This window comes from Nonomuraea sp. NPDC050404 (genome assembly GCF_040655495.1).
Classification (GTDB): Bacteria; Actinomycetota; Actinomycetes; order Streptosporangiales; family Streptosporangiaceae; genus Nonomuraea.
Map to the genome: position 1 here is coordinate 1 of NZ_JBFAKB010000022.1, position 22,158 is coordinate 22,158.

The window sequence follows — 22,158 nt, forward strand, 5'->3', positions numbered from 1 at the left end:
GACTCCCAACTACCGATCGAACGTGATCAGCACCATCCAACCGGCAGGACCGTCCTACGCGCCAACCCGGTGATCGTTTCCGGTCACAGCACTAGCCACGCTTGTGGCCCATCTCCCCAAGTTGATGAGTGTCGCGCACACGGTCGCCGACGACCGCCGCGACCCTGTCGGGTTTGCGCGGCTGGCCGCTTGCTACGACCTGGCCACTGACGCGCTCGGAAAGCTCGGCGCGCCGACGCGCCGGATCACGGCCGACCGCGCCACGGCATACGCCCGGTTGTCCGGATCGCAGGTCGCGATGGCGTCCGCTGCCCGCCACCTCAGCGTCGTGTTGCGGCACGAGGGGCAGCACGCTCTGGCTGACCGGGTGACGGCGGAAGCGGCCGACCACCTGGAGTCGATCGGTCTAACGATCCCGGCTGAGGCGGCCATGTACGCGCAGATGTTGTGCACGTGCGCGTACAACGCGGCTCACGCGGGAGACCGGGAGCGCTCCCTGAACATGATTGCCGACGCTGAGCGTGCCGCAGCGCGCCTGCACGCTCCTCACGGTCAGCCCGTCACACCCGCGAGCGTCGCCCTATACCGGGTCGGGGTGCACTGGTCTCTCGGCGACACCGGGGCAGCGCTCCGGGCCGGTCGGCGGCTGCACCCGGGCCAGTTCCCCACCGCTGAGCGGCGCGGGCGCCTGCACACCGACATGGCGCGCGTCTGGCAGCAGGCAGGCCGGCCAGAGGAGACCGCCCGCGCGCTCCTGGCCGCGTACCGCGAGGCTCCCGACGAGATCCACCGCCCCTCTATCCTCCGGATCGTCACCGATCTGACCAGGCATCATCCCCGCACCCCGGGCGTACGGCGACTTGCCGCAGTCGCGAGCCGCACGGGCCATGCTGGACTTTGATGCGTTTGCTTCGGCACCCCAGAGGCTGCTCAAACTTCGCAGGTCAGCCTTCTTGATGGATATTTGACGGCTGCCACATCACGTACGGCAGAGCCGACGTCGGCATGGTGGTGACGCCCTTCTCTCCAGCCTCGAACAAGGCCAGCAGGACGTCAGGGTCTTCGTCGTCCTCGTAGAAGTCCAGAGCTGTTCTCGTCACCAGTACTCCCACTTCTGGGGGTGGAGGCTGGTCATGACGTCACACTCGCTGCTGGCGGCGAGGAGTGGCAAGCCCGTGAGGCGAGTCTTATGGCGTCTTTGGGCCTTCGTGGGTAGCGCGAGAGTCGGTGAGTTCGACTCTCGAATCGCGCTCATGATCATCATACCAAGAGTATGATTGGGGTATGCCTGACAGCACCGAACCTTCGTCTCGGGCCACGCTGTATGTCGCCCGCGACGAAAAGCCCGGCCCGAAGGTCAAAAAGGCGATCACCATGCCAGAAGAGCTTGCCGCCGAGATCGACGCACGCGTCGGCCGTGGTGAGTTCTCTGCCTTCATGGCCGGTGCCGCTCAGCACTGGCTGGCGCTCATGAAAACGGGTGAGATCGTCGATGACTACGAGCGCCGGCACGGTCCGATCAGTGAAGAGAGCCTGGAGCAGGCGAGGCGTCAGTGGCGCGACGCCTGAGGCGAACTCCCGGTGCGGCTGCCGCGGGCCCGCTGCTGGTGCTGGATGCTCAGGCTCTTTCACTGCTGGCTGATGACCACGCCGACACGGTGAGCCTGGTGGAGGCTTCGCGTGAGGACGGGTACGCCGCAACCGTCAGCGTGGTCACCCTTGCCGAGCAACGCAGGACGGGACAGGCCGCAGCCCGGATGCGCTGGCTCCGCTCGCGATTGACGATCGTGCCGGTGGGTGAGCATTTGGCTGACCTGGCTGCAGGGTTGCTGGAGCACACCGGACTCGACGGTCACGCCAACGTCATCGACGCGCTCGTAACGGCCACGGCTGCTTCCACCAACGCGCCGGGCCGCCTCCTGACTGCCGACTGCACGCATATTCCCGTTCTGTGCAAGGCTGCTGTTGAGCTGGGTGCGCGGCAGATCAAGTACATCGTGGTGTAAGAGCCCGACGACAAGCTGAGGTTGTGTCGGTGGGGTCTGTCATGATCGCCGCATGATTTCGCCCCTTGGCGACTACGCCTGGTTCGCAGGACACGGCCTCGCGGAGGCTTTCAGCTTCATCTTCGTTCGCGGGCTCACCCCCGAGCAACTCGTGGCCCGGATGGGCGGCCAGGTAGGAGACTTCTCCTGGATGACGCTCGATGAGTCGATCGAGGCCGGCCACCGCTACGACTACGACATCCCGTTCGTCGCGGTGACGGCTGTGGGCGAGTGGGCGTTCGTCGTGCAGTACAACGGCTGGCTCGGCCCGCATGACGACTTCATCGTTCCGCTGTCGGCGGGCACCCGTCTGGTCTCCCTCTACCACCTCGATATCAAGGACTTGGAGGAGTTCCGCTGGGCCGAGGACGGGGAGATCCGGCTCGCCTACTGGGCGCAGGAGGGCTTCTCCGAGGTTCCCGAAGAACTCGTGGAGACCATTGAGCAGCTTGATCGCGACGACAGGGAGCTCTACCGGGGCCCGGGGTTCGTCCTGATCGAGCGGCTCACCGGGATCAAGCTCACTCCCCGGATCCTGGACGAGTCCATCTACCTGTCCGGAGTCATCCCCTCACCGCTCACCACCACGTAGGGGGCGAGGGCCCGCGCCCGGGAGGGGTTTCGGGCGCGGGCCGTTCCGAGGGGTGGTCGTTACTTGCTGATGCGGACCGCGTCGGCGATCACCAGGCCGGTGCCCGAGGTCCAGCGGCTCACGCCGACCACGTTCTGGGTGCCGGCGTTCAGGGCGAAGGTGCCGATGGTGCGCCAGGCTCCGCCGCCCGAGCGTTGGTCGACGTACACCGTCTGGTTGCCGCCCGCCGCCGCCACGATGTACGGCGCCGAGCTGTTGTAGCCGGGATCGGCCGGATACCAGACCTCGACCCGGTAGTTGCCGGCGCTCGGGATCGTGGCCGAGTACCACGCGGGGTCGCTGGAGGCGACCGGTTCGGCGTAGCGGTAGTCGGCGCCGTGGCGCTGGCTGGAGTAGGTGGAGGTGCCCCAGTTCGCGCTGGCGGTGAACTGGCCGGAGGTGGCGTTGTCGACCGTGGTGGTCCACGTGGGGGTGCCGCCGCCACCGGTCACGTAGTTCATGTACGTGGTCCAGTTCCAGTGCGAGCCCGGGTCGGTGTGGGTCGCGCCGGGCACCTCGTTGTGGCCGATGATGCCGGTCCTGGTCTTCGGGATGCCGTACTTGTCGCAGAGGTGACGAGTCAGCGCGGCCGAGGCCCGGTACATGGCGTCGGTGAACCACGAGGGGTCGTTGACCCAGCCCTCGTGCTCGATGCCGATGGAGCGGTTGTTGTAGGAGGAGTTGCCCGCGTGCCAGGCGACGTCCTTGTCGCGGACCATCTGGGTGATGGCGCCGTTGGAGGACTTGACCACGTAGTGCGCGGAGACGTTGGCGCTGGGGTTCTGGAACCAGGAGATGGTCCCGGCGTAGGAACCCTGGGTGACGTGGATGACCACCTTGTCGATGTTGTAGCTGGTCTCGCGGTTGGAGACGCGGTAGTTGCCGGAGTTGGCGGCGACCCAGGCGGCCGGCGGGTAGTCGGGGCTGGCGGCGGCGATCTGCGCGTCGTCCTGGCCCTCCGCCCGGTTGCCTGCCCGGCCTTCCGCCTGCTTGCCGGCCCGCGCGTTCAGGTCGGGGGCCTTGGCGTACTCGCCACGGTCGGCGGTGACCTCCTGCGGCTTGACCTGTACGCCGCGCGCCGAGATGCCCAGGCCGAGCTGCTCGTAGACCGCGTCGGCGTACAGGCGGGCCAGCTCGGGCGAGGAGGCGTTGCCGTACTTGGCCACGGCCCGGTACCAGCCGCCCGGGTCCTTCCTGGCGGACTCGTCGAGGCCCAGCTCATCGGCGTGGGCGCGCAGGACGGCCGCGCCGCCGAGGATGTTGGCCGCGTCGTCGGTCCTGAGCTTGCCGGCAGGGAGCTCGGTGAGCTCGGCGGCCTTTTCGAGCGAGTGGTTGGTCGGGTTGCTGACCAGGTGCATCACGCCGTAGCCGTTGCTGGCGCTGGGCTCGCCGTTGTGACCGTCGAGATGCGTCTCGGCGTAGGCGAGGGCGACGAGCAGGTCGCGGGGTACGTCGTGCGTGGCGGCCGCCTGGTCGAAGGCGGTGACCAGCGGGTTCTGAGCCGAAGCCGAAGCCACGGTCGCGGGCTGGCCGGCTACTAGGAGAAGGGTGAGGGCCGAGGTGGCGAGGGCTACTAATCGCGTGCGGGCGAGAGTCATAGGGGTGCTCCTCGTTCACGGGTTTCGGCAGCACGCTACGGCAATCTTCTGACTGATGTCGATAATTGACATTACTGCCGAGTTAGGTGAAACTTCTCGCCCCGCTCCAAAGCTCGATGTCCTCCGATCTTTGTGAAAACTATTGCGCTTTGCGGCAGTTGCGCTGAAACTTCCCTTCGTGACCGCGCTCCTGCGTACCGTCGTCCTCGCGGTGCTCATCGCCGCGTTCGTCAGCCCAGTCAGCCAAGTCAGCCCACTCCAAAGCTCCGCTCCCGCCGCCGCAGCCGCCTGCACGACCGATCCCGCCACCCCGAAGCGGCAGCTCAGGGCCATGTGGATCTCTTCGGTCGCCAACATCGACTGGCCCAGCCGCACCGGGCTGAGCGTGTCGGCGCAGCAGGCCGAGTTCCGCGCGTGGCTCGACCTGGCCGTGGCCAAGCGCATGAACGCCGTGATCGTGCAGGTCAGGCCGACGGCCGACGCGTTCTGGCCGTCGGCGTACGAGCCGTGGTCGCAGTGGCTGACCGGCACCCAGGGGCGCAACCCGGGCTACGACCCGATGGCCTTCATGGTCGGCGAGGCGCACGCCCGTAACCTGGAGTTCCACGCCTGGTTCAACCCGTACCGGATCGCCAACCACGCCGACCCGTCCAGGCTGGTGTCCACGCATCCGGCGCGGCAGCACCCGGACTGGCGTTTCGCCTACGGCGGCAAGCTCTACTACAACCCGGGAATCCCGGAGGTACGCGACTTCATCCAGGACGCGATGATGGACGCCGTCACCAAGTACGACGTGGACGGCGTGCACCTCGACGACTACTTCTACCCGTATCCGGTGAGCGGGCAGAGCATCCCCGACTCCGCCACGTACGAGCGCTACGGCGGGTCCTTCACCAACATCGGCGACTGGCGGCGCGACAACGTCAACCGGCTCGTACGCGAGCTCGACCAGCGCATCCACACCGCCAAGCCGCACGTGTCGTTCGGCATCAGCCCGTTCGGCATCTGGCGCAACGCCGGCACCGACCCGCTCGGCTCGAACACCTCCGGACTGCAGTCCTACGACGCGATCTACGCCGACAGCAGGCAGTGGGTCAAGCAGGGCTGGGTGGACTACCTGTCACCGCAGATCTACTGGCACATCGGCTTCTCCACCGCCGCCTACGAGGTGCTGACCGCCTGGTGGTCCGGCGTGGTCGCCGGGACCGGCGTGCAACTCGTCATCGGGCAGGCCGCCTACCGCGCGGGAGCCTCCGGGCAGGAGGCCGCCTGGCAGGATCCGGCGGAGCTCAGCGATCATCTGCACGACAACCGGCGGCATCCCGAGGTGGTGGGTGACGTCTGGTTCAGCGCCAAGGACGTCAAGGCCGACCGAATCGGGGCCTTCACCAGGGTGGTCAACGCCCACTACAGCAGGCCCGCGCTGCTGCCGGCCCGTGGCGGCGCGACCGCGCCCGGCGCGCCGGCGATCACCTCGGCCACCCGGGGATCGAACGGCGTGCAGGTCGCCTGGACGGGCTCCGGCACCTCGTACGCCGTCTACCGGGTGGACGGCACCCCGCAGGCGGCCGACCCGTGCTTCTTCGCCGACGCCCGCAACCTGGTCGGGACGACCAGGCAGAAGACGTTCACCGACACGACGGCCACCGGCTCGGCCCACACCTACTACGTGACCGCGCTCAACCGCACCCACCAGGAGAGCGCGCCGAGCGCGGGCAAACCCGCAGGTGAGGGCGGTGGCGGGAACAGCACGGTGATCGACAACGCCGATGCCGGGTTCGCCGCGGGCTCGGCCTGGGGCACCTCCACGTACTCGGCGCAGGCGCACGGGACCGACTACCGCTTCGCCGAGCCGGTCGCGGCCAGCGATCCCGCCTGGTTCCGCGCGGCCGTCCCGAGCGCGGGCACCTACCGGGTGGAGGTGTGGTATCCGGCCGCCTCCGGATACAACAGCGCGACCCCGTTCATCGTGGCGGCCTCGGGCGGGAACCGTACGGTCACCGTGGACCAGCGGACGGGCGGCGGCACCTGGCGGGACCTCGGGACGTACCAGCTCGCGGCGGGCACCTACAACGTGGTCGGCGTGAGCCGCTGGACCTCGACCACCGGATACGTCATCGCCGACGCCGTCCGCCTGACCAGGCTGTGATCGGCTACCCGTTCGGGGGTGGGCAGACACGGCGGGTGATCGTACGATGAACCGGTGGACGGTGCCCGCACGCGGCTGCTCGACGCCGTCGCGGTCCTGGTAGCGGCAGGATTGACACCGGCGACCGGCTTCGCGGGCGGCCCTGGCCTGGTGCTCCTGCTGGCGGGGGCGCTGTCACTGCTCTGGTTGCGCCGGGCGCCGCTGGTCGTCGCCTGGATCTGCGCCGGCACCGCGATCGCCCTGCCCGTGCTGGCCGCGTTCGCCCCCGTTGTCCTCCTGCTTCCCCCCGAGGCCGTGCACGTCTCGGCCGACGCCTGGATCTGGCCGCCCGCGTGCCCGTTCGCCGTCTATGGCGCCATGGTGTTCGCGACCGGGCGGCGTCCGCTCACGCGGTGGCTGCCGGTGATCGTGCTCGCCTTCGCCGTCCTGCTGCTCTCCGACCGGAGCGCGCTGGTGGCCCGCACCGAGGCGGTGATCGCGCTGGCCACGATGTACGGCCTGTACGTGGCCACCAGGAGCCGCCTGCACGCCGAGCTGGCGCAACGTTCGGAACGGGTGGAGCGTGAACGGCTGGCCGGCGAGATGCACGACGTCGTCACCCACCGGGTCAGCCGGATGGTGCTCCAGGCCGGCGTGCTGGCCCTGGCGACCGATGACGACAAGGCCAGGGTGACGGCCGAGGACATCAGGGCGACCGGCCGCGAGACGCTCGACGAGTTGCGGCACATGGTGGCGCTGTTACGTCGCGGCACCGGCGAGGGCTTCGACCTGGGGCTGCCCCTGCCGGACCTGCGGCCGTTGGTGATCGACTCGGCCAGGGACGGGGTGCCGGTGGAGCTGTCGGTTGACGGCACGCCGGTGCCCGTCTCGGGGCTGGTGGGGCGGACGGCGTACCTGGTGGTCGAGGCGGCGCTGACCAACGTGGGCAAGCACGCGCCCGGGGCGGAGGTACGGGTCCAGGTCCGTTACGTGGCCGGCACCGTACGGATCACCGTGCGCAACACGGCCGGGCTGCCGGACGCCTGGGTCACCGTCGCCGGCCCCGGGATGAGCCTGCCGGACCTGCGCACGCGGGTGGAGCTGGCCGGGGGCAGGCTGGAGAGCGGGCCGACGGCGAACGGCGGGTTCCGGGTCGAGGCGAGCCTGCCCACGAGTGGGCCTGCGACCGAGGTGTGATGATCCGGGTCATCCCAGGGGAGTACCGAAAGCGTTCTGGGGAGGGATGCCGGGGGCCCGCCTTCCGGGCGACCGTTGAGACATGAACCGATACCTGCGGGCGGCCGCCCTCTTCTTCGTGGCCGTCCTGCTCGCCTCCTGCGGCGCGGCCACCACCGCCGCGCCACCCGCCGCGCACACGGGTCACGCCACCAAGCATGCGCCGGCGCCGACGCCGCTGCGGGCCGGCGAGCGTTTCGTCAACCTCGCCCTGCCGCAGTCGTACACGCCCGCCGCGCCCAACGGCGGCACGGACGAGTACCGCTGCTTCCTCGTCGACCCGGGCCAGAGCGGCCGGGTGTCCCTGACCGGCACCCAGTTCCAGCCGCAGAACGGCGACATCGTGCACCACGCGATCTTCTTCATGGTCGCCGCCGACCAGGTCGGCGAGGCGCGCGAGCGGGACGCGAACACCCCTGGCCAGGGCTGGACCTGCTTCGGCGACGCCGGCATCGGCGAGGCGCGCTGGGTGGGGCACTGGGCGCCGGGCACCAACGAGACGCTCCTCGACCCCAAGCTCGGCTACGACCTGCCACCCGGCAGCCACCTGATCATGCAGGTGCACTACAACCTGCTGAGCGCGGCGGGTTCCGACAGGTCGGGCGTGCGCCTGCGGGTCACCGACCGGCGGCTGGAGCCCCTGGTGACCGAGCAGTTCTTCGCTCCCGTCGAGCTGCCCTGTACGGCGAGCGAGTCCGGTCCGCTGTGCGACAGGAAGGCCGCCGTGAACGACGTCGCCAAACGCTTCGGCGAGGAGAGCAGGGCAGAGGTTGAGGGGCTGAAGGAACACTGTGGCCCGCTGAAGCCGGGGCCGACCCAGCGCTGCGACATGACCGTGCCCTCCCGCTTCACCCTGCACGCGCTGGCCGGTCACATGCACCTGCTCGGCCGCGCGATCAAGGTCGAGCTGAACCCGGGCACCGCGCGGGCCATGACGCTCCTCGACGTCCCCCGCTACAACTTCGACGACCAGACGCTGCGCCCGCTGCCGTCACCGGTCACGGTCGAGAAGGGCGACGTCGTACGGGTCACCTGCACGCACGACGCCGGCCTGCGTGCCATGCTGCCGCAACTGCGCGACACCCCGCCGCGCTACGTGGTCTGGGGCGCCGGCACCGCCGATGAGATGTGCCTGGGCATCGCCGTCGCGTCGGCCGCCTGATCTCAGTCCGGCGCCCAGTACTTCTCCATGGCCTTGTCCAGCTCCCGCACCACCGGCTGCCAGGTGGCGGGCAGGTCGTACACGCTGGCCCGCCGTTTGCCGTAGGCCAGCGTGAACTTGATGAAGTCGGCCCCCTGCGGCGCCCGCTGCGACCGGCCGATCTTCAGGTGCCTGAGGTGGCCGCGCAACTTGCGCTTCTCCTTGGCGGTCAGGCACTTGTCGATGGTCGGCCCGGTGCGGCGGCTGAACCGGGCGCATCCGTTGCCGTAGACGATCACCCGGTCCATCAGTCCCGCGAAGCCGCCCTCCTTGCGCAGCTCCACGAGGGTTCGCTTGGGGGCGACCTCCGCCTGCGCCGGGGCCATGGACGTGCTCAGCGCCAGCAGGAGCAGGGGGAGGGGCACGATTCGCCAGAGCTTCATGTCCTGTTGGACGTATCTCAGCCGGGAATGGCTCACCTGAGCGGACGTGAGCCGGGCCGGAATGGCTCACCTGAGCGCGTCCACCGGTTCCATGCTGGCCGCGCGCAGCGCCGGGTAGAGTCCGGCCAGCAGCCCCACCAGGGCTCCCGCGACCGGCGCGGCGATCGCCAGCCGCACGTCGAGCAGCGGCGTCCACTGCTTGACGGCCGAGATCGCGACGACCGCGACCACCCCCAGGCTCGCGCCGATCACGCCGCCGGTGAGCCCGATCAGCGTCGACTCCAGCAGGAACTGGGCCGCGATGTGCCGCCTGGCCGCGCCGAGCGCGCGGCGCAGGCCGATCTCGGGGATGCGTTCCATCACGGTGACGAGGGTGACGTTGGCGATGCCGACCGCGCCGACGACCAGCGAGACCAGGCCGAGGATCAGGAAGAGCGCGTTGACGTCGTCCTGCGCCCCGTCGCGCGCCCTGGTGGGGCTGGGCGGGGACAGCACCTGCAGCGTGTCGCCGTTACCCGGGCTGAGCGCTGCCGGAGCCTGGCCCGCGATCAGGTCCGCCGCGCCGAGGCTGGTGTTGACCAGCACCCTGGTGACGTCGCGCAGCCCGAACTGCCTGCCCACGGTGGACGGCACGACCACGGCGGTGCTCAGGTTCTTCTCCCGGCGCAGGCCGCCGAGCACGCCGATCACCGTGTACGCGTGCTTGCCGATGAAGATCGCCGGTGCGCGGTCGAGCCGGGCGACGCCGAGCATCCTGGCCGCCTCCTCGCCGATCACGGCCACCCGGTCGCCGCGCCGGACGTGCCCGCTGTCGTAGAAGCGACCCTGCACCATCCGCCCGCGTACGGCCTCGGGCAGGCCGGTCGTGGCGGCCAGGACGGTCAGCGACTGCGTGGTGACGCGGGTGGGGTCCACGAGGTCGTTGGAGCGTACGTACACCTGCGCGTCCTGGCCGGGGTCGGACACCGCGGCGGCCGACTCCACCCCGCGCAGCCTGCTCACGCGCTCGACCGCGTCCCAGGCCACCAGCGGGGACGTCTTGTTCTCCGGCACCTCCACGGTGATCGACGTGGCGACCAGCTCGTCGAAGCGGCCGACGATCTGGTTGCCCGCGGTGGCGGACACGCCGAGCGTGACGACCAGGGTGGTGATGCCGAGCACGGTGCCGAGCGTGGTCAGCGCCGAGCGTACGGGCCTGGCGAGCATGCCCGCCACGGCCTCCCCGATCAGGTCGCGTACGTGCATCAGCCCTCCCCCGACGAGCCGGCCAGGTCGCGGACGCGCATCACGTCTCCTCAACCAACAGGCCGTCGGTGATGCGCACGCGGCGTCCGGCCCGCTCGCTGACCTCCCGCTCGTGCGTGATGACCACGATCGTCAGGCCCTGCTCCCGCAACTCGCCGAACAGGTCGAGCACCGCCCCGGTGTTGCGGGTGTCGAGATTGCCGGTGGGCTCGTCGCACAGCAGCAGCGACGGGCCTGCGACGAGGGCCCTGGCGATGGCCGCGCGCTGGCGCTCGCCCCCGGACAACCGATTCGGCAAGAACCCGGCCCGGTGACCGAGGCCCACCCGCTCCAGCGCCGCCAGGGCCCTCGCCCGTCTTCCCTTACGCTTCCGCCCGCCGTAGACCTCGGCGAGCATGACGTTCTCCACCACGCTGCGGTGGGAGAGCAGGTGGAAGGACTGGAAGACGAAGCCGATCCGGTTGCCACGCAACCGGGTTCTGGCTCCGTCCCGCAGCGTAGTGGTCTCCGTGCCATTTAGGAGGTAACTACCGGAAGTGGGACGATCCAGGAGCCCCAGAACATTCAGCAACGTGGACTTGCCCGAGCCGGACGGGCCCACGATGGCCAGGTAGTCGCCCTGCTCCACCCGCAGGCAGATCTCGTGCAGCGCCCGGACCGGCGGTTGGGCGGGGAAGCGGCGGCACACGTCCGTCAGCTCGATGACGGCCCGGTCAGGCATTGCTCACCACCACCCGGTCACCCTCCTTCAGGTCGCCGCTGACCTCGACGTTCCCGTCGGCGGTCAGGCCCGTGCGCACCTCGACGTCCCTGGTCCTGTCGGTGGCGTACTCGACCCGCACGCGGGCCTTCCCGTCCGCCGAGGTGATCACCGCGACCACCGGCACGACCAGCACCGGGTGCTTGGTCGCCCCCACCGTCACCCGCGCGGTCACCGCGACGCCGGGCCGCAGCCCCTTGCCGGAGGAGGGCGTGAGCAGGACCGGCTGGGACCCGTCCGCGACCTCTTCCGCGCCCGGCACCTTGGCCTTCTCGCCGATCGCGGTGAGACTGGCCGGGTACGTCCTGCCCGTGTCCAGCTCGATGCCGGCCGCCATGCCGGGCCGCAGCAGCTCCGACTCGGCCGGCTCCACGGCCCCGCTCACCGTGAACGTCGAACCGGTCACGGTCGCCACCTCGTCCTCGATACGCTGTCCGGCCTTCACCGAGACCTTCTGCACGCGGGCGGGCAGCTTCGGCAGGAACACCACCTCACCGGGCGGGATCGAGACGCCGTACGTGCGGGCGTACTCGGCCAGCATCTCCTTGGCCGCCGCCACGTCCTTCTTCGCATGGCTCACCTTCAGCCTGGCGGGGGAGAGCTGCCTGGCCCGGCGCAACTCCTGCTCGGCGGTGACCACCAGCTCCTTGGCCGTCCGCACGGACTTACGCAGCTCCGCCAGCCTGCTCTTCCTGGCCTCCCCGGCCTCCCTCAGGGCCAGCTCGCGCGCCTCATGGGCCGCCGCCAGGTCCGCCCTGGCGTTCTCCACCCGCAGCTCCAGCAGGCTCGTGTCGGGGGTGAAAGAGACCGGGGTGACTGTCGGTGTGACCGTGGCGGTAGGGGTCGGGGTGCTGGTCGGGGTGGGGTTCCTGGCGGCGTCGAGTGCCTGCTCGGCCGTCAGCAACGCCTCTTCTGCCGCCCGTACGGCCGCGTCCGCCGCCGCCACCTTGGCTTCGTCCGCCGCCGTCAGCTCCCGGGCCTCGTTCTCCGCCAGCGCGGCGTTGGCCTCCGCCAGGTCGTTCTTGGTGTTGTCGAGCTTGACCTTCAGCGGCAGGACGTCGCGCCCCTGGTCAAGGGCCTGCTTTTCGGTCGCCAGGGTCGCCTGGGCCGTCTGTACGGCCTTGCGCAACGTGTCATGGGTCTGCCGGTCGGCCAGCGTGGGCTGCTGGGCCTCGTACCCCTTCTTGGCGTACATCCTGGTGACGGCGGCGATCGTGGCCGAGTCGAACACGCCCGAGGAGGGTGCGCCGAACCCGAGACCGCGCAGCGCCCGCTGCAACTGCTTCACGTCGTCCCCCTTGCTGCCGGGGGCCAGCGTGCGGTGCATCGGCACCGTGCCGCGCAGCGCGAAGACCGGGCGGCCGTTGACCTCCATCAGCACGGCGCCCTCCCTGATCCGGCCCTTCTTCGGGGCGCGGGTGGCGCGTTGCAGCTCGGCGGTGCCGCCGACGACTCCGGCCAGGCTGATCGGCAACGGGGAGCCGTACTCCAGCATGCCGCTGAGCACCACCGTGCTGACGAGCTTGCGCCGTTCGACGGGGGCGGTGACGAGTGAGGCTGCGGGGGCGGCGCGGCGGGCCGCCTCGTCGGCGGGGGAGCGCAGCCGGGCGCCCACCGCCCAGCCGGCGCCCGCGATGATGAGCACGCCGGCGATGACGCCGGCGAGCAGCCTGCGTGGGGATTTCATGGGGGCGGGTCAGAAGGAGGAGGCGAACTGCTCGTTGAGCCTCTGCTTGATCGCGGTGTCCCGCGGTTCGTAGGTCGCGTAGAAGTCCTTGCCGCACTCCAGGTCGTCGAGTGCCGCCTTGATCTCCTTGTCCAGGTACGGCCGGGCTTGCTGGGGCGAGAGCGTCGGCATCTGGAACTGCCTGGTCTCCTTCGTCATCTTCGGGCCCTTGGGCAGGTCGCCCTGCTGTTCGCGGCCGATCGCACCCTGCTGGTCCATGAACAGGTCCTCGCCGCGCCGCTGCATGCGCGACGGCTTGGTGTCCTTGACCGGGTGCCCCTTGCCCTTGAGGCAGGTGGCCATGGACCCGGCCAGCTCCACCAGCTTGGCGTCGCCGTCGAGCTCCGCACCCCGCAGTCGTCTGAGGCTCAGGGTGTACTGGCCGAAGTAGTCGATGTTCGACTTCACGGTCAGACCGAGTACCTGTTTGGAAGCCGCACTGATACAGGCGTCCTTGGCCTTGTTGTAGGCGTCGTGCTGGGCCGGTGAGAACTTCCTCAGGATCTTGACATTGGGGTCGTCGTCGACCTCCTCATGTGAGGTCTCGATGCCGATCTCGGTGGGGTAGACGTGCCGGGAGAAGATCCCGAAGCCGTACTTCTCGCGATAGGTCCGCATCGCCTCGTAGTCGCCGGAGGCGAGCTTGCGGTCCTGGTCGCTCAGTTGTTTCTCGGGCTTCACGTACGCCACGTACTTGAAGCCCTTCTGCTTCATGCAGTCGGCCTTGGCGCTCTCGAACTGGTGCTTCTTGTCCTTCGCCGCGGCGACGGGACTCGCGTCGGTCGTCGTACGGGCGGTCTCGGCGGCGCCCCCGCAGCCGCAGAGCACGGCCGCGGAGATGGACATGGCGAAAGCCAGGCGGGATCTCTTGAGCATGGCGGAGACCATACTCCGTTAAACGGAGCATCGTCAATCCAGACAGTGCCGCCGCTGGCGGAATGGGATGAGCGCGGCGGCCGTGACCAGCAGGAGGAGGATTCCGGCGTAGGCGAGGTGCTGCCTGCCGAGTTGCTCGGCGTGGAAGGCCAGGTCGCTGGAGACGATCAGCAGGTAGACGCCCGACGCCAGCGCCCATCGGGGGTCGCGTGCCAGGTAGCCGCCCGCCACGGCGAGCCCGAGCGCCACCACCTCCGCGGCCATCCTGCTCAGGCTGACCGGGTGATCGAACTCCTCCGCCAGCCACGCCGGTCCCGCCCACGCGGCCGGCAGCGCCGCCGCCCACCACCACCAGGACCTGGCCCGCACCGGCCGCCGCAGCGACGTGAGCACCACCAGACCGATCAGCACCACCGCGTAACTGGCGGCGACCAGGTACGGATCGCTCGTCTCGAACAGGGCGGCCTCGCTCAGCCCGTTCGGATAGACGGGCAGCGGGGTTACGTCGAAGAACTGCCGGCCGCTCGCGATCCCGACCATCTTCACGCCGACCAGCAGGGTGAGCGGTAAGGCCGTGCGCAGCCATCCGCGCAGGACCGCCAGCAACGCCAGCGCCGCCAGCAGCGTCCACAGCGGCAGCGCCTGTACGTAGGGCAGCAGCGCGGCCAGGTTCACCATCGCCACGGCCGTGATCCCCAGGTGCAGCCCGTCCCGCCAGGCGCTGCCCGTCGCCTGGTGCACGATGCGGCTGCGCAGGCCGCCCACCAGCAGCCCCCACGCCTCCTTCGGCACGGGGACCCGCCGGCCGGGGGCGGCGTCCTCCAGCAGGAGGTCGAGCAGTTCGTCGCCGTGCGCGCGCCGGTACGTGGGCGGATAGGCCAGCAGCAGCCTGCGGTAACGCCGTTCGAGGTCTCGCGTGTTCGAGCGGCTCAGCGTCGTCATGCGCCGGACGGGCGCAGGACCAGGGCGGCCGCCTCCTGCATCCGTCTGGCCTCGGCCTCCACCAGCGCCTGGCCGTCGTCGGTGATCCTGAAGTAGCGCCGGTTGCGGCCGTTCACCGTCTCCTCGCGGTCCACGGCGATCACACCCCGCTCGTTCAGGCGCTCCAGGATGCCGTAGAGCGTGCCGACGGACGGCTGGACCCGTCCGCGCGACAGCTCCTTGATCGCCTTGCTGATCGCGTGTCCGTGCAGCGGGCCCGCGCGCAGGGCCGTGAGCACGAAGTACATCGGCTCGCTGACTTCAGAGGTTCCCCTGGGCATGGGGACGACAGTATTCCGTTCAACGGAGCGTCCGCAACGCCCAGGGGCACCGCCCGTCTACTTGCAGCGTGCGCCGTTGAGATGGAACACCTCGGGCACCGGGTTGGGGCCGGCGGAGTTCGTGCCGTTGAAGCCGAACGTCACCTTCTGTCCCGGCTTGATCTTGCCGTTCCAGCCCAGCCCCTTGGCCGTCACCACCGCCCCGGACTGCGTCAGCGCCGCGCCCCAGGCGTGCCCGGCCCGCTGGCCGCTCAGGAACGACCAGCGCAGGCTCCAGCCGTCCACGGCCTTCTTCCCGGTGTTCTCGATCACGACCTGCGCGGTGAACCCGCCCGGCCACGCGCCGTGCGCCGAGTAGCGCACCCGGCAGTCCGAGCGCCCGCCGTCATCGGCCAGGAACGCCGAGACCCAGGCCAGCGGGGCGTTCCAGTTGATGGTCAGCTCGTTCGTGGCCCACGACTCGATGTCGTCGATGTAGCAGAACTGCGGCTCGCAGCCCTGCAGCAGCCGCTGCGCGAGCGGGTCCTGGATGGCGGAGTTCGGGCCGCCCGACAGCGTGCCGCGCGGCGGGTTGGGCAGCTCGGGGTCGAGCTGGCGGGCGTACCAGCGGCTGTGCTGGTTCTTCGAGGCCACCTCGCCGTAGCCGGTGACGTAGGACTGGTTGAGCGCGTTGCGGCCCAGGATGTAGTCCATGCCCTCGCGTACGGCCGCGCGGTACTTCTCCTGGCCGGTCAGGTCGTAGGCCGTCGCCATGACGACCATGTTGTTCAGGATCAGGTTGTTGGAGCCCCAGTCGAAGTCGGGCGGGTTGTACGGCAGCCCGTACGGATGCTGTTTCTGGACGGCGAGGTACTTCTCCGCCCCTTCCACCACCGACTGCCGCACCCGCGCCCGGTCCGGCAGCGCGTTGGGCACGGTCGCCAGTTGCAGGCGGCCGAGCTGGGCGGTGTTGCCCCAGTCGAAGCCGCGCTCGCGCCAGATGTCGCCGGCGTGGTGCGGCGAGGCCAGCACGAAGTCACCGAACTCCTTCTCGCCCGTCGTGATGTACAGCTCGGCCGCCGCCCAGTAGAACTCGTCGCTCACGTCGCCGTCGCTGTAGGAGCCGCCGCCGACGCCGTCGTTCGGGTCGGCCAGCCTGGCCGGGTTCGCCTTGGCCGCCGCCCACGCCTTGCGCGCGGCCTTGAGGTTCCTGGCGGCGAACGCGGCGTCGTACGGGGCGTACAGGCGGGCCGCCTGCGCGGCCGTCGCGGCCAGGTTCAGCGTGGCGGCCGTGGACGGCGGGTGCAGCTCTCTGAGCTGCGGGTCCAGGTGCGGCATCAGGGGCAGGCCGGTCCAGCTCTGGTCGTGGATCTTGTGGTGGGCCATGCCCTCGTACGGCTTGCCGTCCGGCACCTGCATGCTCAGCAGGAACTCCTGCTCCCAGCGGGCCTCGTCCAGGATGTCCGGCCGGCCGTTGCCGCTCTCGGGGATCGCGAGCTGGCCGTCGGTGAAGGCGGCCTTGTCGCGCTCGTAGGCGGACATGAGCTGGTGGACCGAGATGCCGCCGTTGACGACGTACTTGCCGTGGTCGCCGGCGTCGTACCAGCCGCCCTTGACGTTCAGCGTGTAGTCGCAGACGCCCGGCTGGCACGGCACCTCCACGTCACCCTGGTTCGGCGCCACGCCGACGTGCCCGGCCGGCCTGCCGTAGCCGGGCCGCAGGTCGTCGCGGATCTCGATGCCGCTGCGCTGGGTGTAGTAGAACTTCAGCGCGTCCACAGGGAGCTGCTCGTACAGGTCGGCGGCGATGTCGAACGGCCGGCTCGTCTCACCGTCCGCCGTCAGCGTGTACTCCTTGCCCGGCTCGCGGTAGCCGCCGAAGTCCAGGGTGTGCACGTTCTGTCCCGAACTGCCGTCCACACCCCTGGGGACGGTCTGCCCCTCCGCCACGGTCTCCTTGTCGGCGTTCTTCAGCTCCCAGGCCAGCGGCTCGGTCGCCTCCGTCACCACCGTGGCCTTCTTGGGTCCCGCCGGGAGGTAGCCGACCATGTTCACGCGCACCCGGGGGCCGGTGTCCGGCTCGTACTCTTCGGGCTCGGCGCCGCCCTTGAGCGACACGTCGTCCATGCAGAACCTCCAAGGCTCGGCGCTACCACCCAACTGGAAGACGACCTGCGCGTTCGGCAGCGACACCGGGGCGGTGAAGGTGTAGGAGTAGGAGTTGCCCGAGACGCTCAGCTCGGGGTTGGCGGCGAAGTACTGCGTCCACGGGTCCACCGGAAGCTGGATCAGCGCCTTGCCGACCTTGGCCGGGCTCGCGGTGGCGGTGAACCTGTAGGCGTAGGTCTCGCCGGCCACCAGCGGAAGGTCGTTCTGGCCGATGATGACGTCCCACGGGTTGGCGGTGCCGCCGGGGATGTCGGCGCAGTACCGGCCCTCGTCCACGGCCGGGGTGAGGTTGGCGGTGCTCCACCAGGGGGCGGTGCCGGAGTCGAAGGTGCCGTTCACGATCTGCTCGGGACCCTCGTCGGCGGCGTGCGCCACCGGGGCGAGGGACAGGGCGACCACGGTGAGAAGGGCCGATAACGCGGCCCGGCGTCGAGTCATGGAGGTCCTTAGCGGGGAGTTGGGAGCGCTCCCAAAACAGCGCGGAACCCGATCCTCCTTTCCTGCCGCCACCCCGTCAACGGTTCCGCCCAGCTCCCCTCCGAAGAACGTGAAACTTTCACACCTGTTACCTCTGTAACCGGTGTGGCCGGGCTTCGCCTCGGAGTTCCTGCTCCAGATGCTCGAACAGTTCGACCATCGTCGCGCCGCAACGTACGTTGGAGAGCCCGTTGCCGACAGGAACCAGCACGGTGCGGTACGCGATGTACCCGCCTCCGGCACCCTCCATGATCTCCCAGCCCGGAAACCCGCACGCGCCGGTCATGCTGAGACGCCCCGGTGTTCTGGTTGCGCGCGCTGCGGCGGTACGAAGGCGACGTCGAACCAGACCATGCGGCCCGGCCGGCCGTCGTCGCGGTTGATATCCCGGAAGAGACTGACCTGCACAAGCACGGACGGCTGATCCTTTTCCGCGACTCGAAGAACCCTGAGGGCTCCGTACTGGCCTTCGACAAGGGTGAGCTTGCGGCGTTCGTCTTGTCAGCGAAGGACGGCGACTTCGACGACCTGCTGGCCGACATGCGCTCGGACTGAGCGCGGCACTCGGCCATGGCGGTCTCCAGTTAGTCGCAGTACCGCCACTGGGTGCTGGTGGTGCCGATGATTCCGCCGCCGTAGATCGCCTTGATCGAGCCTGTCCACCTGATGCACGTGCCGGCCGCCGAACCGCTGGCCGCCGCGAAGTGGGCGTAGTTGCCCTCGTCTCTGATGGTTGATCTGCCCTGGCGTTCCAGGACGGCCTCCGTGTAGCTGGCGACGCCGTCGGCTCGGCCGACCCTCAAGGTGAGCACGCAGTTCTCCTGGTAGGTGCCGCTCCACAGCACATAGACCTCGCCCAGGGGCATGTTGTTCCGGTCGTCCCAGAGGTCCTCCCTGGTGAGGGTCTTGTAGGAACCGTTCGGCCAACCGCACCCTTGCGACGAGACAACGGCTTCGTGCAGGGTGTGGGCCGAAGCGGGCAAGGTCAAGAACGTGGTTGAGGCGAGCACGAGGCCAACGGTCAAGCCGATGCGTACGAGCAAGCGAGGCATGGCGGTCCTCTCATGAGTTGGATCTTCATCCAATCTAGCCCGGTGGTCTTCACCGATACGCGGTGATCTGGGAGGGTTCGAGCGTGGTACGCGCCCTCACCCTGGCCGGGTGCCCCCTGCACGAGTTGCTCGACCGCCAGATCCCCAAGCTGGCCAGACAGCTCGTACGCGGTTTCGCCGAGCAGATCCCCGTCTACCGCCGATTACCGCAGGAGGAGCTGGACGGCGACATCACCGCCATCACCGAGCACAACCTGCGCCTGATCTCCCGCGTCTTCCGTGACGGCAGCCCGCCCGCCAGACACGACCTGACGCCTCTGAGGGAGTCGGCGGCGCGGCGGGCGCAGGAGGGGGTGCCGTTGGAGGCGCTGCTGGCGGCCTACCATCTGGGGGCGCGGCTGGTGTGTGAGCGGTTGTTCGAGCGGGCCGGGCCCGGCGATCTCGATGACGTGCTGGCGGCCAATCGGGTCATCCTGCTGTACATGGAGGCCGCCACGGCCGCCGTTTCCACGGGCTACCTGGAGGAGCGGGAGAGCCTGCTCAGTCTGGAGCAGCACGCCATGCATGCCACCGTCTCCGCGCTGCTCGGCGGGGATCGGGCGGCGCTGGCGGGGGTGCGGCTGGCGCCGAGGTATCTGGTGGTGGCCGTGGGGGCCGGGCGGCATCCGGATGAGGTGGAGGCGGGCGGGGGTGTCGCGGGGCGGCGGAAGTCGCACCGGATCAGGGCGGCGTTGCGGCGGCACGTGGGGGAGCCGGTGCTGGACGCGTTCGACGCGACGGGTGGGATCGTGCTGGTTCCGGTCCGGGAGGCCGAGCCAGAGGCGGGTGAACTGGCGCGGGTGGTGGGGAAGGCGGCGGGGGCGGAGGTGTGGCTGGCCGTCGAGTGCGCGCCGCCGCAGGGAGTGCCGGCGGCGGCGCGGCTGGTGGAGGAGGTGCTGGAGGTGGTACGGACCTTCGGGCAGCCGCCGGGCGCCTATCGGCTGGCCGATGTGTTGCTCGAATATCAGCTCACCCGGTCGAGTGAGGCCATGGGGCTGCTGGCGGGGTTGCTCGATCCGCTGCTCGACAACCCCGACCTGCTGCGTACGCTGACGGCGTACCTGGACACCGGGCTTGATCGGCGGCGCACGGCAGAGCTGCTGCACGTGCATCCGAACACCGTCGACTACCGGCTGCGGAGGGTCGTCAGCCTGACCGGGCTGGATCCGATGGATCCGGCTCATCTGCAGCGGATCGGCGCCGCTCTGGCCGCTCGGAGGTTCAGCGAAAAGGGGTTCGGGGAAACGGGGAGCGGGGAAAAGGAGGCCAGCGGGAAGAGGCTCACCGGGAATCGGTGACGGCGGCTGTTACCGCCGTGGCGAAGCCGCGCATGCCGCGGGCGTTCGGGTGGAAGGGGGCGGCCGGTGAGGTGGGGACGTAGGGCTCGATCCAGCGGTCGCCGGATGAGGCGCACGGGTCGTGGCCGACGCTCGGCGTCTGCAGGTCGATGAAGCCGATCCCGGCCGCGGCGGCCTGTTCGGCCAGCATCTGGTTGAAGTACTGCAGGGTCGCCCTGATGTAGTTGGCGTCCGCGCGGATGATCGGGACGCGGGGGTAGCAGCCGTTCTGGCGGGCGTACGTGGCGTAGCCGACCATGAAGATGCGGGCCTGCGGGGCGCGGGCGCGGATGTCGGAGACCAGGGTCGTCAGGGTGGGGCGCAGGTTGTCGGTGTCCACCCGCCACTTGTCCTGGCCGCCGACGTTGTAGTCGTCGTTGCAGGCGTCGCCGATGGGCGGGGGCAGGATGTTCAGGCAGTCCTCGATGAAGTCGGTCAGGCCGACGTCGTTCGCGCCGATCTGCACGGTGACCAGGGTCGTGTCCTGGGTGAGGGCGTCGAGTTGGGGTGCCACGTCGCCGAGTTCGGTGCCCTGGGGCTCGTACATGTCCTCGGTCTCAGCCCCTGAGCAGGTCACGTCGCGTAATACGGACGCGCCGATGGCCTGGGCGGTCAGGTGCGGGTAGTTGCGGTCGGAGCGCAGGCAGCCGAGGTGGACCTGGTTGGGCACCAGGGGGCCCGCGGCGGCCGAGTCGCCGAGTGCGACGTACACCTCGGCCTGGGCCGCGTGGGCGGGAGGCGCGAGACTCAGGATGAGCCAGAGCGCGGCGAGCAGGGTGAGCGTCCGTCGTGCCATGAGGGGGACTCCTTCCGGCGTAGCGAGATGGGGGGTGCGGAAGTCGTCGGTTCAGCGGCGGAAGGGGCCGGTCACCTCGTACGTGATGCCTCCGGTGCCCGCGGATTCGCCGCTGGTGCCGCGCTGGGAGGAGAAGTAGAGCCGGCTGCCGTCGGGGGAGAAGGCGGGTCCGGTGATCTCCGATCTGGACTGGCCGTCGAGGCGCATGATCGGGGCCACCACGCCGTCGGGCGTGATGATGTTGATCTCCATGTTGCCGCCGTCCTCGGCAACGTAGAGGTCGCTGCGCAGGCCGGTGATGTTGTCCACGCCGTTGAGCGTGCCCGTGCCGTCGTAGATCGCGGTCACGGTCTGGCGAGCCGTGTCGTACGCCCAGACCTTGCGGTCGCCCTTCGCGGTGAAGTAACAGACGCCGGCGGCGTAGTGACAACCCTCGCCACCGTTGAAGTGCCTGGCGGCCGAGACCTGATGCCTGGTCTGGCGCTCCAGCACGCCCGGCGTCGGATTGGGGACCTGACGCCACTCCACGTTGTCGCCGCCGAGCCCGCACAACACGTCGAGCCGGCCGCCGGCCAGGTCACCCCAGGTCGTGGGGGTGAAGCGGTAGAAGCAGCCGTCGGTCTCGTCCTCGGTCAGGTAGATGACCCGGCGGTCGGGGTCGCAGGCGGCGGCCTCGTGCTTGAAGCGGCCCATGGCGGGACGGGGCTGGGCCGAGCGGGCGCCGTACGGATCGGTCTCGTACACCCGGCCGCGGAAGATCTCCTCGCACGACAACCAGGTGTTCCAGGGGGTCGCGCCGCCCGCGCAGTTGAGGTTGGTGCCGCTCAGGATCCGGTACGCGCGCACGACCGACCCGTCCGCCCTGAACCTGATCGCCGAGGCCCCGCCGACCAGCGGCACCTCGGAGTTGGACACGTAGATCCAGCCGGTGCCATCGGCGAAGCAGGCGCCACCGTCGGGGGCCGGATGCCAGAGCGTACCGCCGACGCTCTGCCCCGTCCTTGCCACGACGCGGCCGGTGAACCCCGACGGTAACGCCATGCCGTTGGCGTCGGGCGCGCCGAGCGGCCCGTACGGGCTCGCCCCGGCCGACACCGATGCCGCCGCGGCCTCGGACCACACCGCCCCCGAGAACGCCGCCGCTGCGGGCACGACTGTGAGGAACGTACGACGGCGCATGGTGGCTCTCCATTGGTCGCGGTTCGATTCGCAGACAAA

General features: G+C 69.8%; 22 protein-coding genes. 9 read left to right on the forward strand and 13 right to left on the reverse strand.

Annotation, left to right across the window (positions count from 1 at the left end; genetic code table 11):
• Positions 1 to 124: 124 nt before the first annotated feature.
• Positions 125 to 901 carry a hypothetical protein gene (locus tag AB0I81_RS44335; RefSeq protein ID WP_360670902.1) on the forward strand — a complete coding sequence of 259 codons (777 nt, stop codon included), beginning with the start codon at positions 125 to 127 and terminating at the stop codon, positions 899 to 901.
• A gap of 43 nt (positions 902 to 944) precedes the next feature.
• Here AB0I81_RS44335 and AB0I81_RS44340 read toward each other — a convergent pair whose 3' ends face one another.
• Positions 945 to 1,100, reverse strand: a complete 156-nt coding sequence (locus AB0I81_RS44340; protein ID WP_360670905.1) for a hypothetical protein — start codon at positions 1,098 to 1,100, stop codon at positions 945 to 947.
• A gap of 184 nt (positions 1,101 to 1,284) precedes the next feature.
• Here AB0I81_RS44340 and AB0I81_RS44345 point away from each other — a divergent pair, with 184 nt between their 5' ends.
• From AB0I81_RS44345 to AB0I81_RS44355, 3 genes are read left to right on the forward strand one after another with little or no spacing between them, the layout of a single operon-like run.
• Positions 1,285 to 1,569, forward strand: coding sequence for a hypothetical protein (locus AB0I81_RS44345; RefSeq protein WP_360670907.1), 285 nt, complete (start codon positions 1,285 to 1,287; stop codon positions 1,567 to 1,569).
• The gene (locus AB0I81_RS44350) at positions 1,554 to 2,006 is read left to right on the forward strand and encodes a PIN domain-containing protein (protein ID WP_360670910.1); all 453 of its coding nucleotides are present in this window, start codon (positions 1,554 to 1,556) and stop codon (positions 2,004 to 2,006) included. The genes AB0I81_RS44345 and AB0I81_RS44350 overlap by 16 nt, the downstream gene beginning before the upstream one ends.
• Before the next feature lie 52 nt (positions 2,007 to 2,058).
• Positions 2,059 to 2,637, forward strand: coding sequence for a DUF6461 domain-containing protein (locus AB0I81_RS44355; RefSeq protein WP_360670913.1), 579 nt, complete (start codon positions 2,059 to 2,061; stop codon positions 2,635 to 2,637).
• Between the two features lie 59 nt (positions 2,638 to 2,696).
• Here the strand turns inward: AB0I81_RS44355 and AB0I81_RS44360 are convergent, their stop codons facing one another.
• Positions 2,697 to 4,193 (reverse strand): N-acetylmuramoyl-L-alanine amidase, encoded by a 1,497-nt coding sequence (locus tag AB0I81_RS44360; RefSeq protein ID WP_360670916.1) that lies wholly within the window; start codon positions 4,191 to 4,193, stop codon positions 2,697 to 2,699.
• A 259-nt stretch (positions 4,194 to 4,452) separates the two neighbouring features.
• On the opposite strand from AB0I81_RS44360, the gene AB0I81_RS44365 reads away from it, so the two are divergent.
• The 3 genes from AB0I81_RS44365 (at position 4,453) to AB0I81_RS44375 (ending at position 8,800) form a co-directional block, all read left to right on the forward strand.
• Entirely contained in the window at positions 4,453 to 6,423 is a 1,971-nt protein-coding gene (locus AB0I81_RS44365) for a family 10 glycosylhydrolase (protein ID WP_360670918.1), read from the forward strand.
• Positions 6,424 to 6,477: 54 nt separating this feature from the next.
• Entirely contained in the window at positions 6,478 to 7,599 is a 1,122-nt protein-coding gene (locus tag AB0I81_RS44370) for a histidine kinase (protein WP_360670921.1), read from the forward strand.
• 82 nt (positions 7,600 to 7,681) lie between these two features.
• Entirely contained in the window at positions 7,682 to 8,800 is a 1,119-nt protein-coding gene (locus AB0I81_RS44375) for a monooxygenase (protein ID WP_360670924.1), read from the forward strand.
• Between the two features lie 2 nt (positions 8,801 to 8,802).
• Here the strand turns inward: AB0I81_RS44375 and AB0I81_RS44380 are convergent, their stop codons facing one another.
• From AB0I81_RS44380 to AB0I81_RS44415, 8 genes are all read right to left on the reverse strand, one after another.
• Entirely contained in the window at positions 8,803 to 9,222 is a 420-nt protein-coding gene (locus tag AB0I81_RS44380) for a hypothetical protein (RefSeq protein WP_360670927.1), read from the reverse strand.
• Between the two features lie 66 nt (positions 9,223 to 9,288).
• Positions 9,289 to 10,467 carry an ABC transporter permease gene (locus AB0I81_RS44385; protein ID WP_360670930.1) on the reverse strand — a complete coding sequence of 393 codons (1,179 nt, stop codon included), beginning with the start codon at positions 10,465 to 10,467 and terminating at the stop codon, positions 9,289 to 9,291.
• A 40-nt stretch (positions 10,468 to 10,507) separates the two neighbouring features.
• Positions 10,508 to 11,188 carry an ABC transporter ATP-binding protein gene (locus tag AB0I81_RS44390; protein ID WP_360670933.1) on the reverse strand — a complete coding sequence of 227 codons (681 nt, stop codon included), beginning with the start codon at positions 11,186 to 11,188 and terminating at the stop codon, positions 10,508 to 10,510.
• Positions 11,181 to 12,914 carry a peptidoglycan-binding protein gene (locus AB0I81_RS44395; RefSeq protein WP_360670936.1) on the reverse strand — a complete coding sequence of 578 codons (1,734 nt, stop codon included), beginning with the start codon at positions 12,912 to 12,914 and terminating at the stop codon, positions 11,181 to 11,183. The genes AB0I81_RS44390 and AB0I81_RS44395 overlap by 8 nt, the downstream gene beginning before the upstream one ends.
• 9 nt (positions 12,915 to 12,923) lie before the next feature.
• Positions 12,924 to 13,829 (reverse strand): hypothetical protein, encoded by a 906-nt coding sequence (locus AB0I81_RS44400; protein WP_360670939.1) that lies wholly within the window; start codon positions 13,827 to 13,829, stop codon positions 12,924 to 12,926.
• Positions 13,830 to 13,862: 33 nt separating this feature from the next.
• Positions 13,863 to 14,771: a hypothetical protein gene (locus AB0I81_RS44405; RefSeq protein ID WP_360670941.1), complete on the reverse strand. Its 909-nt coding sequence runs from the start codon at positions 14,769 to 14,771 to the stop codon at positions 13,863 to 13,865.
• Positions 14,768 to 15,091 carry a PadR family transcriptional regulator gene (locus AB0I81_RS44410; protein WP_360670944.1) on the reverse strand — a complete coding sequence of 108 codons (324 nt, stop codon included), beginning with the start codon at positions 15,089 to 15,091 and terminating at the stop codon, positions 14,768 to 14,770. Before AB0I81_RS44410 ends, AB0I81_RS44405 begins: the two co-directional genes overlap by 4 nt.
• Positions 15,092 to 15,148: 57 nt before the next feature.
• Positions 15,149 to 17,677 (reverse strand): glycoside hydrolase family 9 protein, encoded by a 2,529-nt coding sequence (locus AB0I81_RS44415; protein WP_360670946.1) that lies wholly within the window; start codon positions 17,675 to 17,677, stop codon positions 15,149 to 15,151.
• 339 nt (positions 17,678 to 18,016) lie between these two features.
• Between AB0I81_RS44415 and AB0I81_RS44420 the strand changes: the two genes are divergently transcribed.
• Positions 18,017 to 18,271, forward strand: coding sequence for a DUF397 domain-containing protein (locus AB0I81_RS44420; RefSeq protein ID WP_360670949.1), 255 nt, complete (start codon positions 18,017 to 18,019; stop codon positions 18,269 to 18,271).
• Between the two features lie 29 nt (positions 18,272 to 18,300).
• Here the strand turns inward: AB0I81_RS44420 and AB0I81_RS44425 are convergent, their stop codons facing one another.
• Entirely contained in the window at positions 18,301 to 18,699 is a 399-nt protein-coding gene (locus tag AB0I81_RS44425; RefSeq protein ID WP_360670952.1) for a hypothetical protein, read from the reverse strand.
• Between the two features lie 131 nt (positions 18,700 to 18,830).
• Here AB0I81_RS44425 and AB0I81_RS44430 point away from each other — a divergent pair, with 131 nt between their 5' ends.
• Positions 18,831 to 20,105 carry a helix-turn-helix domain-containing protein gene (locus AB0I81_RS44430; protein ID WP_360670955.1) on the forward strand — a complete coding sequence of 425 codons (1,275 nt, stop codon included), beginning with the start codon at positions 18,831 to 18,833 and terminating at the stop codon, positions 20,103 to 20,105.
• Here AB0I81_RS44430 and AB0I81_RS44435 read toward each other — a convergent pair.
• Together AB0I81_RS44435 and AB0I81_RS44440 are read right to left on the reverse strand one after the other, a co-directional pair.
• A complete protein-coding gene (locus AB0I81_RS44435; protein WP_360670957.1) occupies positions 20,089 to 20,940 on the reverse strand; it encodes an SGNH/GDSL hydrolase family protein in 852 nt (283 codons plus the stop codon). The two genes, AB0I81_RS44430 and AB0I81_RS44435, sit on opposite strands and share 17 nt — an antisense overlap.
• Before the next feature lie 51 nt (positions 20,941 to 20,991).
• The gene (locus tag AB0I81_RS44440; RefSeq protein WP_360670960.1) at positions 20,992 to 22,119 is read right to left on the reverse strand and encodes an alkaline phosphatase PhoX; all 1,128 of its coding nucleotides are present in this window, start codon (positions 22,117 to 22,119) and stop codon (positions 20,992 to 20,994) included.
• Positions 22,120 to 22,158 lie beyond the last annotated feature (39 nt).